Annotated in this window: 18 protein-coding genes and 1 tRNA gene; 11 read left to right on the forward strand and 8 right to left on the reverse strand. The window is 64.8% G+C overall.

Going from position 1 to position 15528, the window contains the following annotated elements; all coding sequences use genetic code 11:
- Positions 1-86: 86 nt before the first annotated feature.
- The 3 genes from E4K64_RS23480 to E4K64_RS23490 form a co-directional block, all read right to left on the reverse strand.
- Positions 87-281: a type II toxin-antitoxin system RelE/ParE family toxin gene (locus E4K64_RS23480; RefSeq protein ID WP_235884757.1), complete on the reverse strand. Its 195-nt coding sequence runs from the start codon at positions 279-281 to the stop codon at positions 87-89.
- An 84-nt stretch (positions 282-365) separates the two neighbouring features.
- Positions 366-578, reverse strand: coding sequence for an addiction module protein (locus tag E4K64_RS23485; protein WP_135165635.1), 213 nt, complete (start codon positions 576-578; stop codon positions 366-368).
- Between the two features lie 191 nt (positions 579-769).
- A tRNA-Leu gene (locus tag E4K64_RS23490) sits at positions 770-856 on the reverse strand.
- A gap of 150 nt (positions 857-1006) precedes the next feature.
- Between E4K64_RS23490 and E4K64_RS23495 the strand changes: the two genes are divergently transcribed.
- Entirely contained in the window at positions 1007-1972 is a 966-nt protein-coding gene (locus tag E4K64_RS23495) for a complex I NDUFA9 subunit family protein (protein ID WP_135165636.1), read from the forward strand.
- A gap of 183 nt (positions 1973-2155) precedes the next feature.
- Here the strand turns inward: E4K64_RS23495 and E4K64_RS23500 are convergent, their stop codons facing one another.
- Positions 2156-2962, reverse strand: coding sequence for an undecaprenyl-diphosphate phosphatase (locus tag E4K64_RS23500; protein ID WP_135165637.1), 807 nt, complete (start codon positions 2960-2962; stop codon positions 2156-2158).
- A 169-nt stretch (positions 2963-3131) separates the two neighbouring features.
- Here E4K64_RS23500 and E4K64_RS23505 point away from each other — a divergent pair, with 169 nt between their 5' ends.
- The 3 genes from E4K64_RS23505 to E4K64_RS23515 all read left to right on the forward strand — a co-directional run bounded on the left by E4K64_RS23505 (position 3132) and on the right by E4K64_RS23515 (position 6036).
- Positions 3132-3824: a glutathione S-transferase family protein gene (locus tag E4K64_RS23505; protein ID WP_135165638.1), complete on the forward strand. Its 693-nt coding sequence runs from the start codon at positions 3132-3134 to the stop codon at positions 3822-3824.
- 97 nt (positions 3825-3921) lie between these two features.
- Positions 3922-5097, forward strand: a complete 1176-nt coding sequence (queG, locus tag E4K64_RS23510; protein WP_167772214.1) for a tRNA epoxyqueuosine(34) reductase QueG — start codon at positions 3922-3924, stop codon at positions 5095-5097.
- A 141-nt stretch (positions 5098-5238) separates the two neighbouring features.
- On the forward strand, positions 5239-6036 hold the full coding sequence (locus tag E4K64_RS23515; RefSeq protein WP_135165640.1) for an acyl-CoA thioesterase domain-containing protein: 798 nt from the start codon (positions 5239-5241) through the stop codon (positions 6034-6036).
- 128 nt (positions 6037-6164) lie between these two features.
- Here E4K64_RS23515 and E4K64_RS23520 read toward each other — a convergent pair whose 3' ends face one another.
- A complete protein-coding gene (locus E4K64_RS23520; protein WP_135165641.1) occupies positions 6165-6635 on the reverse strand; it encodes a nuclear transport factor 2 family protein in 471 nt (156 codons plus the stop codon).
- A gap of 214 nt (positions 6636-6849) precedes the next feature.
- Entirely contained in the window at positions 6850-7665 is an 816-nt protein-coding gene (locus E4K64_RS23525; protein ID WP_135165642.1) for an alpha/beta hydrolase, read from the reverse strand.
- A 248-nt stretch (positions 7666-7913) separates the two neighbouring features.
- On the opposite strand from E4K64_RS23525, the gene infC reads away from it, so the two are divergent.
- Entirely contained in the window at positions 7914-8453 is a 540-nt protein-coding gene (gene infC, locus E4K64_RS23530; protein ID WP_085969949.1) for a translation initiation factor IF-3, read from the forward strand.
- Positions 8454-8617: 164 nt separating this feature from the next.
- Here the strand turns inward: infC and E4K64_RS23535 are convergent, their stop codons facing one another.
- A complete protein-coding gene (locus E4K64_RS23535) occupies positions 8618-9022 on the reverse strand; it encodes a hypothetical protein (RefSeq protein ID WP_167772215.1) in 405 nt (134 codons plus the stop codon).
- A gap of 272 nt (positions 9023-9294) precedes the next feature.
- Here E4K64_RS23535 and rpmI point away from each other — a divergent pair, with 272 nt between their 5' ends.
- Both rpmI and rplT read left to right on the forward strand, forming a co-directional pair.
- A complete protein-coding gene (rpmI, locus tag E4K64_RS23540) occupies positions 9295-9495 on the forward strand; it encodes a 50S ribosomal protein L35 (RefSeq protein WP_008539890.1) in 201 nt (66 codons plus the stop codon).
- Positions 9496-9575: 80 nt separating this feature from the next.
- Positions 9576-9935, forward strand: a complete 360-nt coding sequence (gene rplT, locus E4K64_RS23545) for a 50S ribosomal protein L20 (protein WP_028179126.1) — start codon at positions 9576-9578, stop codon at positions 9933-9935.
- An 8-nt stretch (positions 9936-9943) separates the two neighbouring features.
- Here the strand turns inward: rplT and E4K64_RS23550 are convergent, their stop codons facing one another.
- Positions 9944-10267, reverse strand: coding sequence for a hypothetical protein (locus tag E4K64_RS23550; RefSeq protein ID WP_235884760.1), 324 nt, complete (start codon positions 10265-10267; stop codon positions 9944-9946).
- A 242-nt stretch (positions 10268-10509) separates the two neighbouring features.
- On the opposite strand from E4K64_RS23550, the gene pheS reads away from it, so the two are divergent.
- The 4 genes from pheS (at position 10510) to E4K64_RS23570 (ending at position 15374) form a co-directional block, all read left to right on the forward strand.
- Positions 10510-11592: a phenylalanine--tRNA ligase subunit alpha gene (pheS, locus tag E4K64_RS23555; protein WP_135165644.1), complete on the forward strand. Its 1083-nt coding sequence runs from the start codon at positions 10510-10512 to the stop codon at positions 11590-11592.
- 86 nt (positions 11593-11678) lie between these two features.
- Entirely contained in the window at positions 11679-12143 is a 465-nt protein-coding gene (locus tag E4K64_RS23560) for an endonuclease domain-containing protein (protein WP_135165645.1), read from the forward strand.
- Positions 12140-14548: a phenylalanine--tRNA ligase subunit beta gene (gene pheT, locus E4K64_RS23565; RefSeq protein WP_135165646.1), complete on the forward strand. Its 2409-nt coding sequence runs from the start codon at positions 12140-12142 to the stop codon at positions 14546-14548. Before E4K64_RS23560 ends, pheT begins: the two co-directional genes overlap by 4 nt.
- Before the next feature lie 55 nt (positions 14549-14603).
- Positions 14604-15374 (forward strand): sulfite exporter TauE/SafE family protein, encoded by a 771-nt coding sequence (locus E4K64_RS23570; protein ID WP_135165647.1) that lies wholly within the window; start codon positions 14604-14606, stop codon positions 15372-15374.
- Positions 15375-15528: the final 154 nt, after the last annotated feature.

Raw genomic sequence — 15528 nt, forward strand, 5'->3', positions numbered from 1 at the left:
GGGAAAAGGGTGGTGTGAGGGGCGGGCGGGCCGATGCTCCGCCGCTCGAAGCATCTTCGATCACGACGCAACTACGAGCGGCGTTGTCAAACCAACGGATCGCGGCTCGTGTGAAAAACCGCAATGACGTAGACCGCATCTTGCAGCTCGCGAAACACGACAATGTAGGGGAACCGACGCAGCATAGCGCGGCGCGTGTCCTTGTAGGCGGCCGGAAACTGCCTGGGGTGCTCAGCAATCCGGATCAGCGCGGCGCGCAAGGCGTCGCGAAATTGCGGCACGACGTGTGGAGCGTGAATGTCGTACCAACGGACTGCGTCGACGAGGTCGGCCCGAGCAGCTTACGTAAAGAGAAGCCTGGCTACTTATCGCGACCGACGATCCAGCTCCGCGTCGATATTCTCCCAAGGGATTGCTTCGCGGCGGTCCGCGTCGAAGGTCGCGAGCCGACGGTCGAGTTCGGCCTCATGAGCCGGGGTTAAAGGCACGTCGGCAGGGGAGAGGCTGTCCCAAAGCTCGCCGATGAGCTCGAGCCGCTCCTTGGGCGTCAAACGGCTAATATCGAGCGTAGTCATCATCCGACCCCTTTGGCCCGTTTGCCAACGAAATCGCAACCTTTGCTATCGCGTCGAGAGAAATATCGTGACTCCGGCAGGTCCGGAAAGAGGCGAGGTCCGACAGTTCCGAACTTCTTTCGCAGAATTGGATCAGACTGGACCACCCTCCGTCCCCAGCGGATTGCGCTTCGAAGGGAAACGGAGAGGAAAAATGGTGCCCAGGAAAGGACTCGAACCTTCACGGCCGTTAAGCCACTGGCACCTGAAGCCAGCGCGTCTACCAATTCCACCACCTGGGCATGCCGTTTGGGGCACGGAGGCGGTTACTACGGTTCGGTGACGCCGTTGTCAATTCATGCTTGAGGCCCGGTTGGGATGCCGATTGCGCATCGCAAACCGGCCCGATACAAGCCTGACGAGACGCACTCTTTTCCGCAGGAATGGCTCCCATGGCATCGAATCTGGACACGCTGGTCACGGTTTTCGGCGGTTCGGGATTTTTGGGCCGGAATGTCGTCCGTGCCCTGTGCAAGCGCGATTACCGGGTCCGGGTCGCGGTGCGGCGGCCGGAACTGGCCGGATACCTCCAGCCCTCCGGCCGGGTCGGGCAGGTCCACACCGTGCAGGCGAATTTGCGCTATCCGGCCTCGGTCGAGGCGGCGCTGCGTGATTCGCATGTCGTGATCAATCTGGTCGGCATCCTCGCCGAGGGCGGCGAGCAGACCTTCGACGCGGTCCAGGCCAGGGGCGCCGAAACGGTCGCCAAGGCAGCGGCCGCGGCCGGGGCCGGCCTCGTGCATGTCTCCGCGATCGGAGCCGATGCCGAATCGCCATCGCACTATGCCAGGGCCAAGGCGGCCGGCGAGGCGGCGGTCCTGGCCGCGGTGCCCTCGGCCACGATCTTCCGCCCCTCCGTGATGTTCGGCCCCGAGGACCAGTTCACCAACCGCTTTGCCGCGCTGGCCCGGATGTCGCCGGTGCTGCCGCTGATCGGCGGCGAGACGAAGATGCAGCCGGTCTATGTCGGCGACGTCGCCACCGCGATCGCGGACGCCGTCGACGGCAAGGCCAAGGCGGGCGCTCGTTACGAGCTCGGCGGGCCGGAAGTGCTGACCATGCGCGAGATCCTCGAGGTCATCCTCGAGATCACCGACCGCAAGCGGATGCTGGTGCCGCTGCCGTTCGGCCTCGCCCGCTTCCAGGCCGCGTTCCTGCAATTTGCGCCGGGCGCGTTCAAGCTGACGCCGGACCAGGTCACGCTGCTCGAGCGCGACAATGTCGTGTCGGAGGCCGCAAAGGCCGACGGCCTGACGCTGGAAGGGCTCGGCATCGCCGCCGATTCGCTGGAAGCGATCGCCCCGCAATATCTCTGGCGTTTCCGCGCCGCCGGCCAGTTCCAGCGCATGAGCGTGTGAGGGTTCGCTCTCTCCGTCGTCATGGCCGGGCATAGCCGTCCATAGGACGGCGTCGCTGCCGCTCGCCTATGACCCGGCCATCCACGTCTTTCTCGCGCAGCCGCCAAGAACGTGAATGCCCGGCACAAGGCCGGGCATGACGAGCTTCAGCGTTGAGACTGCTGTTATACCTGAACTTCGAGCCTATCGCCCCAGCGCGAGCGCGATCAGGCCGAGCGTGCCGACGATGACGCGCCACCAGGCGAACACCACGAAGCCGTGCCGGGTGACGTATTCCAGGAACGTCTTGACCACGATGATCGCGGTGATGAACGACACCACGAAACCGATCGCGACCACCCCCATATGGTCCGTCGTCATCTCGGCGCGGCTCTTGTAGAAGTCGTAGGCGAACGCGCCGATCATGGTGGGGATGGCGAGGAAGAACGAGAACTCCGCCGCCGCGCGCTTGTCTGCACCGAGCAGCATCGCGGCGACGATGCTGGCGCCGGAACGCGACACGCCCGGGATCATCGCCACGCACTGCGCGATGCCGATATAGAGATACATCAACAGCGGAAACCGGGTGGCGTCATGCTCGCGCGGCTTGAGATCGAGCTTGTCGACCCAGAGCAGGACGGCGCCGCCGACGATCAGCGTGAAGCAGACGACCCACGGATTGAACAGCAGGCTCTTGATGTATTTGCCGGCGACGAGGCCGACGATCACGGCGGGCAGGAACGCCACCAGCACGCCGACCACGAAGCGGCGCGAATAGGTGTCGCCCGTGAAGAAGCCGATCACGACGTCCCAGAGCTTCCTGAAGTAGAGCCCGACGATCGCGAGGATCGCGCCGAGCTGGATCAGAACCGTAAACGAATCCCAGAACGCGCCTTCGCCGAGATGGAAGAAGCGCTCAGCGAGCAGCAAATGGCCGGTCGAGGATACGGGAAGGAACTCGGTCACACCCTCGATGATGCCGAGGATCACTGCCCGAATTGCGTCTGACATATTTACGGTCCATTTCGGCTTGAAAAGCGGGGCTCTTCTCGCCTATTCGCCCCCATGCCGCAATCGCAAAATGCGACATCACGCCCTTGCCTCGCGGTTTTGAAGGACTAGTGTGGCGCCGCACAAACATTGATGGATTCTTAAGCACCATCAAATAGTCAAAGGCTTCATGTTTACGCTGTTTCATCATCCGTTCTGTCCGCATTCGCGCTTCATCCGCCTGATCGCGGGCGAATACGGGCTCGACCTCAAGCTGGTCGAAGAACGCAGCTGGGAACGGCGCGAGGCATTTCTGCTGCTCAACGCCGCCGGCACGACGCCGGTCATGGTGGACGACGAGCAGCCGCCTGTACCGGGCGCGGCGATCATCGCCGAATATGTCGACGAGGCCTATGGCGCCGAGATGGGACCCAAGCGCCTGATGCCGGAGGCGATTTCCGAGCGCGTCGAGGTGCGCCGGTTGATGGCCTGGTTCAACGAAAAGTTCTTCGAGGAGGTCTCGCATCCCCTCGTCACCGAGCGCATCTACAAGCGCTTCATGAGCGAGGAGAACGGCGGCGGGCCGCCTTCGGCCGACGTGATGCGCGCCGCCAAGGCCAATGTGCGCTATCATCTGGCCTATATCGGCTGGCTGGCGCAGACGCGTAATTTCCTCGCCGGCGACCGGCTCACCTACGCGGACCTCGCCGCCGCGGCGCATCTCTCGGCGATCGACTATCTGGGCGACGTGCCATGGAGCGAGGACGACGCAGCAAAGGCGTGGTACGCGCGGGTGAAGTCCCGCCCGTCGTTCCGTCCGCTGCTCAGCGAATGGCTGGCCGGCGTGCCGGCATCGCGGACCTACGTGGACCTGGATTTCTGATGACATCCGTCATGCCCGGGCTTGTCCCGGGCATCCACGTTCTAGCTGCTTCCGGCAATGCGGCACGACGACGTGGATGGCCGGGACAAGCCCGGCCATGACGAGCGCGGAAACGACAGCGATCAAACCTCCCACCGATATGGATCGGCTGCGTGCTGCACTTGAGGAACAAGCGCGTGCGCTCGGCTTCGATTGCATCGGCGTCACCGCACCCGGCACGATCGAGCACGCCGGAAAATACTTCCTCGAATTCATCGCCGCAGGCGGCCATGGCGACATGGACTGGCTGGCCGCGCAGCCGGAGCGCCGCGTCGATCCGCGCGGGCTGTGGAACGACGTGCGCAGCGTCATCATGCTCGGCGTCAACTACGGTCCTGACCAGGATCCGCTCGCGATCCTGAAGCAGCGCACGCGCGCGGCGATCTCCGTCTATGCGCAGGGCGACGACTATCACGACCTCATCAAGAAGCGGCTGAAGGCGCTGGCGCGCTGGCTGGTCGCAACCGCGCCGTCGGACGTGAAGGTGTTCGTCGACACCGCGGCGGTGATGGAGAAGCCGTTGGCGCAGGCCGCGCATCTCGGCTGGCAAGGCAAGCACACCAATCTCGTCTCGCGCGAATTCGGCTCCTGGCTGTTCCTCGGCGCGATCTACACCACGCTGGAGCTGCCGCGCGACTCTGCCGAGATCGATCATTGCGGCTCGTGCCAGGCCTGCCTCGAGATCTGCCCGACCGCGGCGTTTCCGGCGCCCTACAAGCTCGATGCGCGGCGCTGCATCTCCTATCTCACCATCGAGAACAAGGGACCGATCCCGCGCGAATTCCGCAAAGCCATCGGCAACCGCATCTACGGCTGCGACGATTGTCTCGCCGCCTGCCCCTGGAACAAGTTCGCGCAGGAGGGCCGCGAAGCCAGGCTCGCCGCGCGTGACGAATTGCGCGCGCCTGCGCTCGCCGAGCTGGCACGGCTCGACGATACCGCCTTTCGTGCGCTGTTCACGAAGTCGCCGGTGAAGCGCATCGGCCGCGACCGCTTTTTGCGGAACGTGCTGATTGCGATCGGCAACTCCGGCGAGGCGACGCTGGCGGACGAGGCGCGGCGATTGCTGGACGATGCGAGCCCGCTGGTGCGCGGGGCGGCGGTGTGGGCGCTGGGGCAATTGGTGGAGCGGGAGGCGTTTGCGGCGATGAGGCTGCATGCTCTCGAGCGCGAGCCCGACGAGAGCGTTCGTGAAGAGTGGCGAGCAGATAGCACTGTTAGCCCCTCATCCTGAGGAGCCGCGCAGCGGCGTCTCGAAGGATCGAGGCCGGGCTGCCGCAGCGGGGCCTGCATGGTTCGAGACGGCGCTTCGCGCCTCCTCACCATGAGGATCGTGGACCTTGATTTCGCCGCGCGTTTCTTCAATCTCGCGTGCATGACAAACATGCCTTTCTTTACCCGCGACGGCGATACATTCCATCCGACGGAAGCGGCCAATGGTCCCTGGGATCCGAAATCGCTGCACGGTCGCGTCATCGTCGGCCTGCTTGGCTTTGCCATCGAGGAGCGCCATTCCGGCCCCGACCTCGTGCCGGCGCGGCTCACCGTCGACATGTTTCGGCTGCCGACCATCGACAAGCCGATCGAAGTGACGACGCGCCTCGTGCGCGATGGTCTGCGCATCCGCGTGGTGGAAGCAGAATTCATCTCCGGCGGCGTCAGCATGGCGCGCGCCTCCTGCCAGCTGCTGCGCAAGACACAAAATCCTGAAGGCAACGTCTGGTCGCCGCCGAACTGGGACGCGCCGAAGCCGGCCGATATTCCGAAGCCCACCGATCCGAGGCTCGGCATGAACGGCAAATGGGCGACGCGCCCGATCGTCGGCCACATGGGCTCGCTCGGGCCGCGCCGGCTGTGGATGAGCGAGGTGCGCGAGCTCGTTGCCGGTGTGCCGATGACGCCGTTCGTCCATGTCGCCACCGGCGCCGATTTCGCCAGCCCCTTTGCCAATGCCGGCGACAACGGCCTCGGCTACATCAACAGCGACGTCACGATCTATCTGCACCGCCTGCCGGTGACGGAATGGATCGGTTTCGAGGTGGTGAACCATCACGCCACCGATGGCGTGGCGATCGGCGAATGCTGGCTCTATGACGAGCAGGGCCCGATCGGCACCGCGACGGTCGCTGCGCTGGCGCAGCGCAAGCCGATGGCGAATCCGTCGAAGCGGTAGGCTTTCCCCGTCATTCCGGGATGCGCCGTCAGGCGCAGACCCGGAATCCATCGGGCCGCAGGCCCAGAGGGGAAATGGATTCCGGGTTCGCGCCAAGTGACGCGCCCCGGAATGACTGGAGGAGAGACCTACGCCAGATGCCGCTGCATCTCCGGCCGCGACTTCAGCTCGGCGCCTTGCTTGGCGACGATCTTCGCGATCCGCTCAGGCGCGAAATTCAGATCGACGAACGCCGGCGCGGTGTTGGCGACCTCGCGATAGCCAGCGATCTTGCCCTCCTTCAGCGTCATGATCGCCACGCCCTCGAACATCGCCCGCGCGCCGTTCGCTTCCGGCAGCGTCGAGCGATAGCTGAAGGTGTAGCGTGCATAGAGCGTGGTGCCGTCCGAGACGGGATCATGCATGTCCCAGCGGAAATCGGTCGCCGTGCGATAGAACCAGTCATCGATCATCGCGGCGATTTTCTCGCGGCCCGCGAAGGCGCCGTAGAAGACGTCGTGATAGACGCCGTCCGCGGTGAACAGCTCGGCGAAGGCGCGGCCGTCGCGCTGCTCGACGGCATCGCAAAACGCGCGCAGCATGGCGGTGGTGTCTGTCATTGGCGCTTCCCCCTCACCGTTTTCGGTCATGCCCCGGCTTGCCGCCTTCGCTGAAGCTCCGGCGTGCCGAGCAACCCTGCGGGCCTCGGCGTAGCCTTGGCGGAGCCGGGACCGGGGCATCCAGTACGCCGCGGCTTCTCAGTTCATCACAACGGCCGCGGCGTACTGGATCGTCCGCCTTCGCGGACGATGACACCGGCTGTTTGGAAATACTTCACCCGATCTCGGCGACCGCGGCAAGAATGCGGGCGATGTCCTGCGGGCGGGAGAGGCGGTGGTCGCCGTCCTGGATCATGGTCAGCACGACGTCGTCGGCCGGCAGACGGTGCGTCAGCGCGAAGGCATGCTGCCAGGGCACATCAGGGTCTTTCGCGCCTTGCAAGATGCGGACCGGGCAGCCGAGATCGATGGCGCTGCCGAGCACGAGATGGTTGCGACCCTCCACGATCAGGTTCCGCGTGATCGGATAGGGCGAGCCGTCGCCATAGTCCGACGGCCTCATCCAGACCCCCTTGGTCTCGATTTCCTGCTTCACTGCCGGCGAAAAATTCTTCCACATCAGCTCCTCGGTGAAATCGGGTGCCGGCGCGATCAGCACGAGCCCCGCAAGCGAGGCCTTGGCTTGCTGCTTCTCTTCTTGCCGCTTCTTGATCGCGCGCGCGAGCAGCAGCGCCATCCAGCCGCCCATGGACGAGCCGATCAGAACCTGCGGGCCGTCGCAGAAGCGTTCGAATACCGCAGCGCTATCCTCGAGCCAGCGGCCGATGGTTCCATCGGCGAAATCGCCGCCGGATTCGCCGTGACCGGAATAATCGAACCGGACCATGGCGCGGCCGTGATCCCGGGCCCAGCCGTCCAGCGCCACGGCCTTGCCGCCCTGCATGTCCGACTTGAAGCCGCCCAGCCAGACCAGGCCAGGCCCCGAGACATGACCCTTCCCCGCACGGTGGCGTACCGCGATGCTGCGTGCGGACGGACCCTCGCCCACATCGATGAAGTCGAGCACGGCATCGGAAATTGGATCGGTCATGGAACGTTTACTCTGGCTGTGCGGTTTGAGCTGTTCGGGCGCCTCCAGCGGCGCAATCGGACGCGGCATTGGCCCTTTGGGACGCTTGCGGAACAGAAGCAAGGTGTCTATGTCGATCAGCGTGCCCAGGCGTGGCCAAAATGCCTCGCATTTGAGGGTTTTTCGCTTCCCGCACGAGCGACTTGCTTGCCGGCAACCGCATCTTCCTTCAAGATAGCCGCTTCTTTCACAACTTTGGAGAACCACCCATTCGCCGTCCTAATAAAGCTCCGCCCGCTGCCAGCAAAGACGGGCCGCGCATCAATGATGATATCCGCAATGCGCAGATCCAGCTGATCGATCAGACCGGTGACAATAAGGGCACGGTCGAGACGGTCCTCGCCATCAAGATGGCCCAGGAAGCTGGCATGGATCTGGTCGAGATTTCGCCGAATGTCAGCCCTCCCGTCTGCAAGATCATGGACTACGGGAAGTACAAGTATTCGGCACAGAAGAAAGCCGCGGAAGCCCGCAAGCGGCAGAAGACCGTCGAGATCAAGGAGATCAAGCTCCGCCCGATGATCGACGATCATGATTACGACGTGAAGATGCGCGCGATGCAGCGGTTCTTCGAAGAAGGCGACAAGGTCAAGATCACGCTGCGCTATCGCGGTCGCGAAATGGCGCACCAGGAGATCGGCACCAAGCTTCTGGACAAGATCAAAACCGACGTGGCCGAACTCGCCAAGGTCGAGCAGGACGCGCGCTTCGAGGGCCGCCAGGTCGTCATGGTGCTGGCGCCGCGCTGATCGCGGCTCGCTAGGACGATCGGAAGTTCAACGGCCCGTCCGGATCTCCGGCGGGCCGTTTTGTTTTGGTCGAGGTGTAGGCCACGAGCGCTGCTGCACCATCGCCCGCTTGAGGGAGCGGGGGGAGGGAGCTCACCGCTGCCGTGGCGATGGTTTGCCCCTATTCAGCTCCGCGTCGCCTGCCAGGTGCCGCTGCACCGGTCGCCGGAAATGACGCCCTTCCACGAGCCGGCGCCGTTTACGCCGACGAGCCGGCCGCCGCCGCTGGCATGGGACGCGCCGACCGAGACATGGACCGCGACAGCGCCGCCGCTCTTGACCCTGCCGGAGACCCGGCCCCCGCCGGCGGACGAGACCCGGCTACCGGTGACGGTGAAGGGCACGCTGTAGCCGGAGCTGCAATTGCCTCTCGTGGTAGCGAAAGTAACGTTCCAGATGCCGTCATAGCGACCGCCTCGGGCCTCGGCGGTCGAAGGCAACGCGGCTGCGGCGAGCACGGTAAGGAGCGCCAGGCGGCGCGCGCGGGCGGAACCGGTCGAAACCGAAAGCGATTGGAAAAAGCGAGCCATATTGGTCTTGCTCCGGGCGACACGGCTGGGACACGGGGGTGGCAACATCGGATAGTCGCCGGCCAAGTTCCAGCGGTTCATCGTTGCCAATTGGCTTGTCCTCTGCCATAAGCCCAGCCTTCATCGCCCGGCTGATTAAGGGCTGCCGTGGCGGTGTTTCGTGTGGGTTTCGCGCTTGTTCGTAAAACCTGAGCACAATCAACGCTCTAACGAGCATTTTTGACGGCCAGCCGCCTTCGCGGGCGGATCTCTGTGGCCATTAGGAGAGCCAAATGCCCAAGCTGAAGACCAAATCGGGCGCTAAAAAGCGCTTCAAGGTGACTGCCACCGGCAAAGTGATGCACGCCCAGCGCGGCAAGCGTCACGGCATGATCAAGCGGACGAAGAAGCAGATCCGTCAGCTCCGCGGCACCCGCGTGCTGTTCAAGACCGACGGCGACAACGTCAAGAAGTACTTCTTGCCGAACGCCTGATCGCGTCCACGATCATTGCCAACCGTGCCGCGTCTTGCGCGGCAATCCGATAACCAAAGTCATCTCTGAAGGATTTCGTCATGTCTCGCGTCAAACGCGGTGTGACCGCCCACGCCAAGCACAAGAAAGTCTACAAGGCCGCCAAGGGCTTCTACGGCCGCCGCAAGAACACCATCCGCGCCGCCAAGCCGGCGGTCGAGAAGGCGATGCAATACGCCTTCCGCGACCGCAAGCGTAAGAAGCGGACGTTCCGCGCGCTCTGGATCCAGCGCATCAACGCGGCCGTCCGTCCGTTCGGCCTGACCTACAGCCGATTTATCGACGGCATGGCCAAGTCCGGGATCACCGTGGACCGCAAGGTGCTGTCGGATCTCGCCATCAGCGAGCCCGCCGCGTTCCAGGCCATCGCCGAGAAGGCCAAGGCCGCGCTGGCGGCGTAAGGCTTGCGCTAGCGGGCCTTCTGGCCCGCAGCCTGCAGCGCGCGTTGCGAGTAACGCTGGGCGACCTCCGCCCGGCAGAATGCCGTAAACGACTGATACATGGTGCCGGACTTGTTCCGGTACTTGACGTCGCACGCGTGCATCTCGCGCTTGTAGGCCTGAGCCTGCGCGGCGCTGAGGCCGGGCTTGAAGTCCGCCTCGCACTTCGTCTCGACGGCGGCGCCGAGCTCGACATCGCCGCTCGCGGTCAGCTGGCAATCCCTGAAGACCTTCATCGCGCTTGCGCAGCTCTTCTGGCTGCTGATGGCGGCCGCGACCTCGTCCAGCGTCATGGATTGCTCCATGCAGACCATGGCGCGCGCAGGGGTACCGGCAACGGACAGAACAGCGGCCAGAACGGCCCAACAGCATTTCGAAGGCATCGCGAAGGTCTCCTCGTATCCTTCCTTGGTGGCCCGCGCTCGCGCGAGGTTCACCCCGGCCGGACGGGAGCCCGAAAACACCGGCTTTTCGCTTGACGTTACGCCCTTCCGGCGGCGACAACCCAGCCGAATTTGGAGCCAAGGATTTGACTGTGTCCGACCTCGCAACGCTCGAAACATCCATCCTCGACCAGATCGCCGCCGCCGGCGATGAAGCCGCGCTCGAAGCGGTGCGCGTCGCAGCCCTCGGCAAGAAGGGCTCGATCTCGGCGCTGCTCGCCACGCTCGGCAAGATGTCGCCCGACGAGCGCAAGACGCAAGGCGCGGCGATCAACCAGGCCAAGGACAAGGTCACCGAGGCGCTCGCAGCACGACGCGATGTGCTGAAATCCGCGGCGCTCGATGCGCGGCTGGCGTCCGAGACCGTCGACGTCACGCTGCCGCTGCGCGAGGCTCAGGCCGAGGCCGGCCGCATCCATCCGCTGAGCCAGGTCTGGGACGAGCTGACCACGATCTTCGCCGACATGGGCTTCTCGGTGGCCGAAGGTCCCGACATCGAGACCGACGATTACAACTTCACCAAGCTGAACTTTCCGGAAGGTCATCCGGCGCGCGAGATGCACGACACGTTCTTCTTCCATCCGAAGGAGGACGGCTCGCGCATGCTGCTGCGAACCCACACCTCGCCGGTGCAGGTGCGCACCATGCTGAGCCAGAAGCCGCCGATCCGCGTCATCTGCCCGGGCCGTACCTACCGCATCGATTCGGACGCGACCCATACGCCGCAATTCCACCAGGTCGAAGGCCTCGTCATCGACAAGACCTCGCATCTCGGCCACCTCAAATGGATCCTGCACGAGTTCTGCAAGGCGTTCTTCGAGGTCGACCACATCAACATGCGCTTCCGCCCCTCGTTCTTTCCGTTCACGGAGCCGTCGCTGGAGGTCGATATCCAGTGCCGCCGCGACAAGGGCGAGATCCGCTTCGGCGAGGGTGAGGACTGGCTCGAGATTCTCGGCTGCGGCATGGTGCATCCGAACGTGCTGCGCGCCTGCGGCATCGATCCCGACGAGTACCAGGGCTTCGCCTGGGGCATGGGCATCGACCGCATCGCCATGCTGAAATATGGCATCGCCGATCTGCGCCAGCTGTTCGACAGCGACGTCCGCTGGCTGTCCCATTACGGCTTCAAGCCGCTGGAGGTGCCGACGCTCGCGGGGGGGCTGAGTTCGTGATGCTCGGTCTTCAGCAGAGGTCTGCGAAGACTCTCTCCGTTCCCTCCCCCCTTGTGGGGGAGGGGCAGGGAGGGGGGTAGCCGCGGATGCCGCACGCAGTTGTGAGCCAGCGTCAGCGCAGCCGGGCGAAACAGCTTCGCCGCGCGATGACGCGCGCCGAAACACTGCTGTGGCGTTACCTAAAGGCCAACCGCATGGATGGTGTTGGCATCCGTCGCCAAACGCCGATCGGAAACTACATCGCCGACTTCGTGTGCTTCTCTTCAAAGCTCATCATCGAGCTCGATGGAGAATCCCACGATTTCGAGGAACGTCAGAAGAAGGATGAGCGTCGCGACGCATTCTTCGCAGCCGAGGGATTTGAGGTTCTGCGCTTCACTAACGATCAGGTGATGACGAATCTTGAGGGAGTTGTTGAAGCAATTCGCCAGGCAGCTTCCGCCGGAGCCCGCGGCTCACCCCCCTCCCTGGCCCTCCCCCACAAGGGGGGAGGGAACACTAGCACCGACCAAAGTAATTCAACCGACAAGAGCCGAGGCACACAGCCATGAAATTCACCCTCTCCTGGCTGAAGGATCATCTCGAGACCGACGAGCCGCTGGACAGGCTCGCCGACAAGCTCACCATGATCGGGCTCGAGGTCGAGAACATCGAGGACAAGGCGAAGGCGCTCAAGCCCTTCACCATTGCGAAGGTGATCTCGGCCGAGCAGCATCCGAATGCGGATCGGTTGCGCGTCTGCATGGTCGACACCGGCGACGGTGGCGCGCCGGTGCAGGTCGTGTGCGGCGCGCCGAATGCGCGTGCGGGCCTCGTCAGCGTGTTCTCGCCGCCCGGCACCTACATTCCCGGCAAGGATATCACGCTCGGCATCGGCACCATCCGCGGCGTCGAGAGCCGCGGCATGCTGTGCTCGGCCGCCGAATTGCAGATCTCCAACGACCATGACGGCATCATGGAATTGCCGGCGGATGCGCCTGTTGGCGCTGCCTACGCCGAATGGGCCGGGCTCGGCGATCCCGTGGTCGAGATCAACCTGACCCCGAACCGGCAGGATTGCACCGGCGTGCACGGCATCGCGCGCGACCTCGCCGCCGCCGACATGGGCAAGTTCAAGGACCCGACCATCAAGCCGGTCAAGGGCGAATTCCCGTGCCCGGTGAAGGTCGCGGTCGAGGATTCCACGCTCTGTCCAGGCTTCGCGCTTCGCCTCGTGCGCGGCGTCAAGAACGGACCGTCGCCGGAATGGCTGCAGAAACGGCTGACCGCGATCGGCCTGCGACCGATCAATGCGCTGGTCGACATCACCAATTTCATGACCTTCGATCGCGCGCGGCCGCTGCATGTGTTCGACGCCAGGAAGGTGAAGGGCAATCTCGTCGTGCGCCGCGCCCGCGACGGCGAGACGCTGCTCGCGCTCGACGGCCGCACCTACAATCTCGATCCCGCGACTTGCGTGATCGCCGATGAGCACGGCGTCGAATCGCTGGCCGGCATCATGGGCGGCGAAGCCTCGGGCTGCGACGAGACCACCACCGATGTGCTGATCGAATCGGCGCTGTGGAACGAGATCAACATCGCGCAGACCGGCCGCAAGCTCGGCATCAATTCGGACGCGCGCTACCGCTTCGAGCGCGGCGTCGATCCGGCCTTCATGGTGCCGGGGCTGGAGCTCGCGACCAAGCTGGTGATGGAGATGTGTGGCGGCACGCCGTCCGAGAACGTCGTGGTCGGCAGATCCTTCGGCGACGACCGCGTGATCGAATTCCCCCTCACCGAGGTCAAGCGTCTCTCCGGCATCGACGTGCCGCAAGCAGAGATGAAGCGCATCCTGACCCATCTCGGCTTCATGATGGCGGGCTCGGGACCGGTCGTGAAGGTGGCTGTGCCGTCGTGGCGCTCGGACGTCCACGGCAAGGCCGACATCGTCGAGGAGATCGTCCGCATCTTCGGCGTCGACAAGGTGCCGATGACGCCGTTCGAGCGCGGCGAGGACGCGCGCAAGCCGGTGCTGACGCCGCTTCAGCTGCGCACCCGCCGGGTCAAGCGCGCGCTTGCAAGCCGCGGCATCATCGAAGCGGTGACCTGGTCGTTCATCACGAAGTCCGCGGCAGAATTGTTCGGCGGCGGCCAGCGCGAGCTCGAGGTCGCCAACCCGATCGCCTCGGATCTCTCCGACATGCGCCCGACGCTGCTCGCGGGCCTGACCGCTGCGGCACAGGCGAACGCCAATCGCGGCATGAGCGATGTCGCGCTGTTCGAGGTCGGCCAGATCTTCAGGGGCGATCGCCCGCAGGACCAGTTCACGGCGGCAAGCGGCGTTCGCCGCGGCTTTGCTTCGTCCGAAGGTCTGGGGCGGCACTGGTCGGGCTCGGCGCAGGCCGATGTGTTCGACGTCAAGGCGGACGCGCTGGCGGTTCTGGCCGCGGCCGGTGCGCCGATGCAGGCGCTGCAGATCGTCGCCGGTGGACCGTCCTGGCTGCATCCGGGCCGCTCCGGAACGATCCAGATCGGGCCGCAGAACGTGCTTGGATATTTCGGCGAAGTGCATCCCCGCGCGCTCGAGGCGCTCGGCGCCGACGGCCCGCTGCTGGTGTTCGAGGTGATCCTCGACCGCATCCCCGAGGCGAAGAAGAAGCCGACCCGCGCCAAGCCGGTGATCGAGCTGTCGGCGTTCCAGCCTGTGTCGCGCGATTTCGCCTTCATCGTCGATCGCACCGTGAAGACGGGCGATATCGTGCGCGCCGCGCAGGGCGTCGACAAGAAGCTGATCACCGGCGTCAACGTCTTCGACGTCTATGAGGGCAAGGGAATCGATGACGGCAAGAAGTCGATCGCGATCGCGGTCACGCTCCAGCCGCGCGAGAAGACGCTGACCGATCAGGAGATCGACGCCGTCGCCGCGAAGATCGTGGCGGAGGTGACGAAGAAGACCGGCGGCACTCTGAGAGCATGATGCCGTAAGGTGTGAAGCGGTTTTCGGACGACATCATGCCCCGGAATCGAAAAGCATGACGCTCACGGATTTTCTTCCGAAGGACGTCAACCTCACCATCGCGATGGCGCTTTGCGCCGTCGCTTTCGTTTCAGGCACCGCGCGCGGCTTCTCCGGCTTCGGCGCGGCACTGATCTTCATGCCGCTGGCGAGCAGCATCGCCGCGCCGCGGCTGGTCGCGGCACTCCTGCTCGTCATCGATTTCGTCTCGGCCGCGCCGCTCCTGCCCGACGCATGGCGCAAGGCCGACCGCAAGGCCACCGCGGTGATCGTGCTGGGCGCGCTGGTCGGCGTGCCCGCCGGCACCTATTTCCTCAGCGTGCTCGAGCCCGTCACCACGCGCTGGATCATCTCCTGCTTCGTCGCCGCACTTCTGCTTCTGCTGCTGTCGGGCTGGCGCTATCGCGGCAAGGACCATTCCTGGCTCTCGGTCGGCATCGGCGGGCTGTCAGGCTTCTGCAGCGGCCTCGCGCAGACCGGCGGCCCGCCGATCGTCGGCTACTGGCTCGGTCGTCCGATCGCGCCGATGGTCGCACGCGCCAACATCGTGCTGTTCTTCGGCGCCTCCGATTTGTTCTCGATGATCAGCTACGCGACCACGGGCCTGATCAGCCGCGAATCGCTCGCGCTCGCGCTGATCGTCGGCCCGGTCTATGCGGCTGGCGTCGCGTTCGGCGCCTCGCTGTTCGGACGCGCCAGCGAAAGAGTGTTTCGCGGCATCTGCTACGCACTGATCGCGATGGCGGTGATTGCCGGGCTGCCGGTGCTGGACGGGGTGTTGCGGTAACTCTCTCCACGGGTCGTCCCCGCGCACGCGGGGACCCATAACCACAGGGAGAAGTCGTCGGGCGAGGTGATAACTTCGAGTCTTCGCCAAACCACGCCCTGTGGTTATGGATCCCGGATCTGCGCGCGCCTTGGGGCGCGCTTGTCCGGGACGA

Source organism: Bradyrhizobium frederickii (assembly GCF_004570865.1).
Lineage (GTDB): Bacteria > Pseudomonadota > Alphaproteobacteria > Rhizobiales > Xanthobacteraceae > Bradyrhizobium > Bradyrhizobium frederickii.

Excerpts from the sequence above, each read along its gene's own strand:
- E4K64_RS23485 (WP_135165635.1), bottom strand. The coding sequence starts at position 578 with ATGATGACTACGCTCGATATTAGCCGTTTGACGCCCAAGGAGCGGCTC.
- E4K64_RS23495 (WP_135165636.1), top strand. The coding sequence starts at position 1,007 with ATGGCATCGAATCTGGACACGCTGGTCACGGTTTTCGGCGGTTCGGGA.
- E4K64_RS23500 (WP_135165637.1), bottom strand. The coding sequence starts at position 2,962 with ATGTCAGACGCAATTCGGGCAGTGATCCTCGGCATCATCGAGGGTGTG.
- E4K64_RS23505 (WP_135165638.1), top strand. The coding sequence starts at position 3,132 with ATGTTTACGCTGTTTCATCATCCGTTCTGTCCGCATTCGCGCTTCATC.
- queG (WP_167772214.1), top strand. The coding sequence starts at position 3,922 with ATGACGAGCGCGGAAACGACAGCGATCAAACCTCCCACCGATATGGAT.
- E4K64_RS23515 (WP_135165640.1), top strand. The coding sequence starts at position 5,239 with ATGACAAACATGCCTTTCTTTACCCGCGACGGCGATACATTCCATCCG.
- E4K64_RS23520 (WP_135165641.1), bottom strand. The coding sequence starts at position 6,635 with ATGACAGACACCACCGCCATGCTGCGCGCGTTTTGCGATGCCGTCGAG.
- E4K64_RS23525 (WP_135165642.1), bottom strand. The coding sequence starts at position 7,665 with ATGACCGATCCAATTTCCGATGCCGTGCTCGACTTCATCGATGTGGGC.
- E4K64_RS23535 (WP_167772215.1), bottom strand. The coding sequence starts at position 9,022 with ATGGCTCGCTTTTTCCAATCGCTTTCGGTTTCGACCGGTTCCGCCCGC.
- rpmI (WP_008539890.1), top strand. The coding sequence starts at position 9,295 with ATGCCCAAGCTGAAGACCAAATCGGGCGCTAAAAAGCGCTTCAAGGTG.
- rplT (WP_028179126.1), top strand. The coding sequence starts at position 9,576 with ATGTCTCGCGTCAAACGCGGTGTGACCGCCCACGCCAAGCACAAGAAA.
- E4K64_RS23550 (WP_235884760.1), bottom strand. The coding sequence starts at position 10,267 with ATGACGCTGGACGAGGTCGCGGCCGCCATCAGCAGCCAGAAGAGCTGC.
- E4K64_RS23560 (WP_135165645.1), top strand. The coding sequence starts at position 11,679 with ATGCCGCACGCAGTTGTGAGCCAGCGTCAGCGCAGCCGGGCGAAACAG.
- pheT (WP_135165646.1), top strand. The coding sequence starts at position 12,140 with ATGAAATTCACCCTCTCCTGGCTGAAGGATCATCTCGAGACCGACGAG.
- E4K64_RS23570 (WP_135165647.1), top strand. The coding sequence starts at position 14,604 with ATGACGCTCACGGATTTTCTTCCGAAGGACGTCAACCTCACCATCGCG.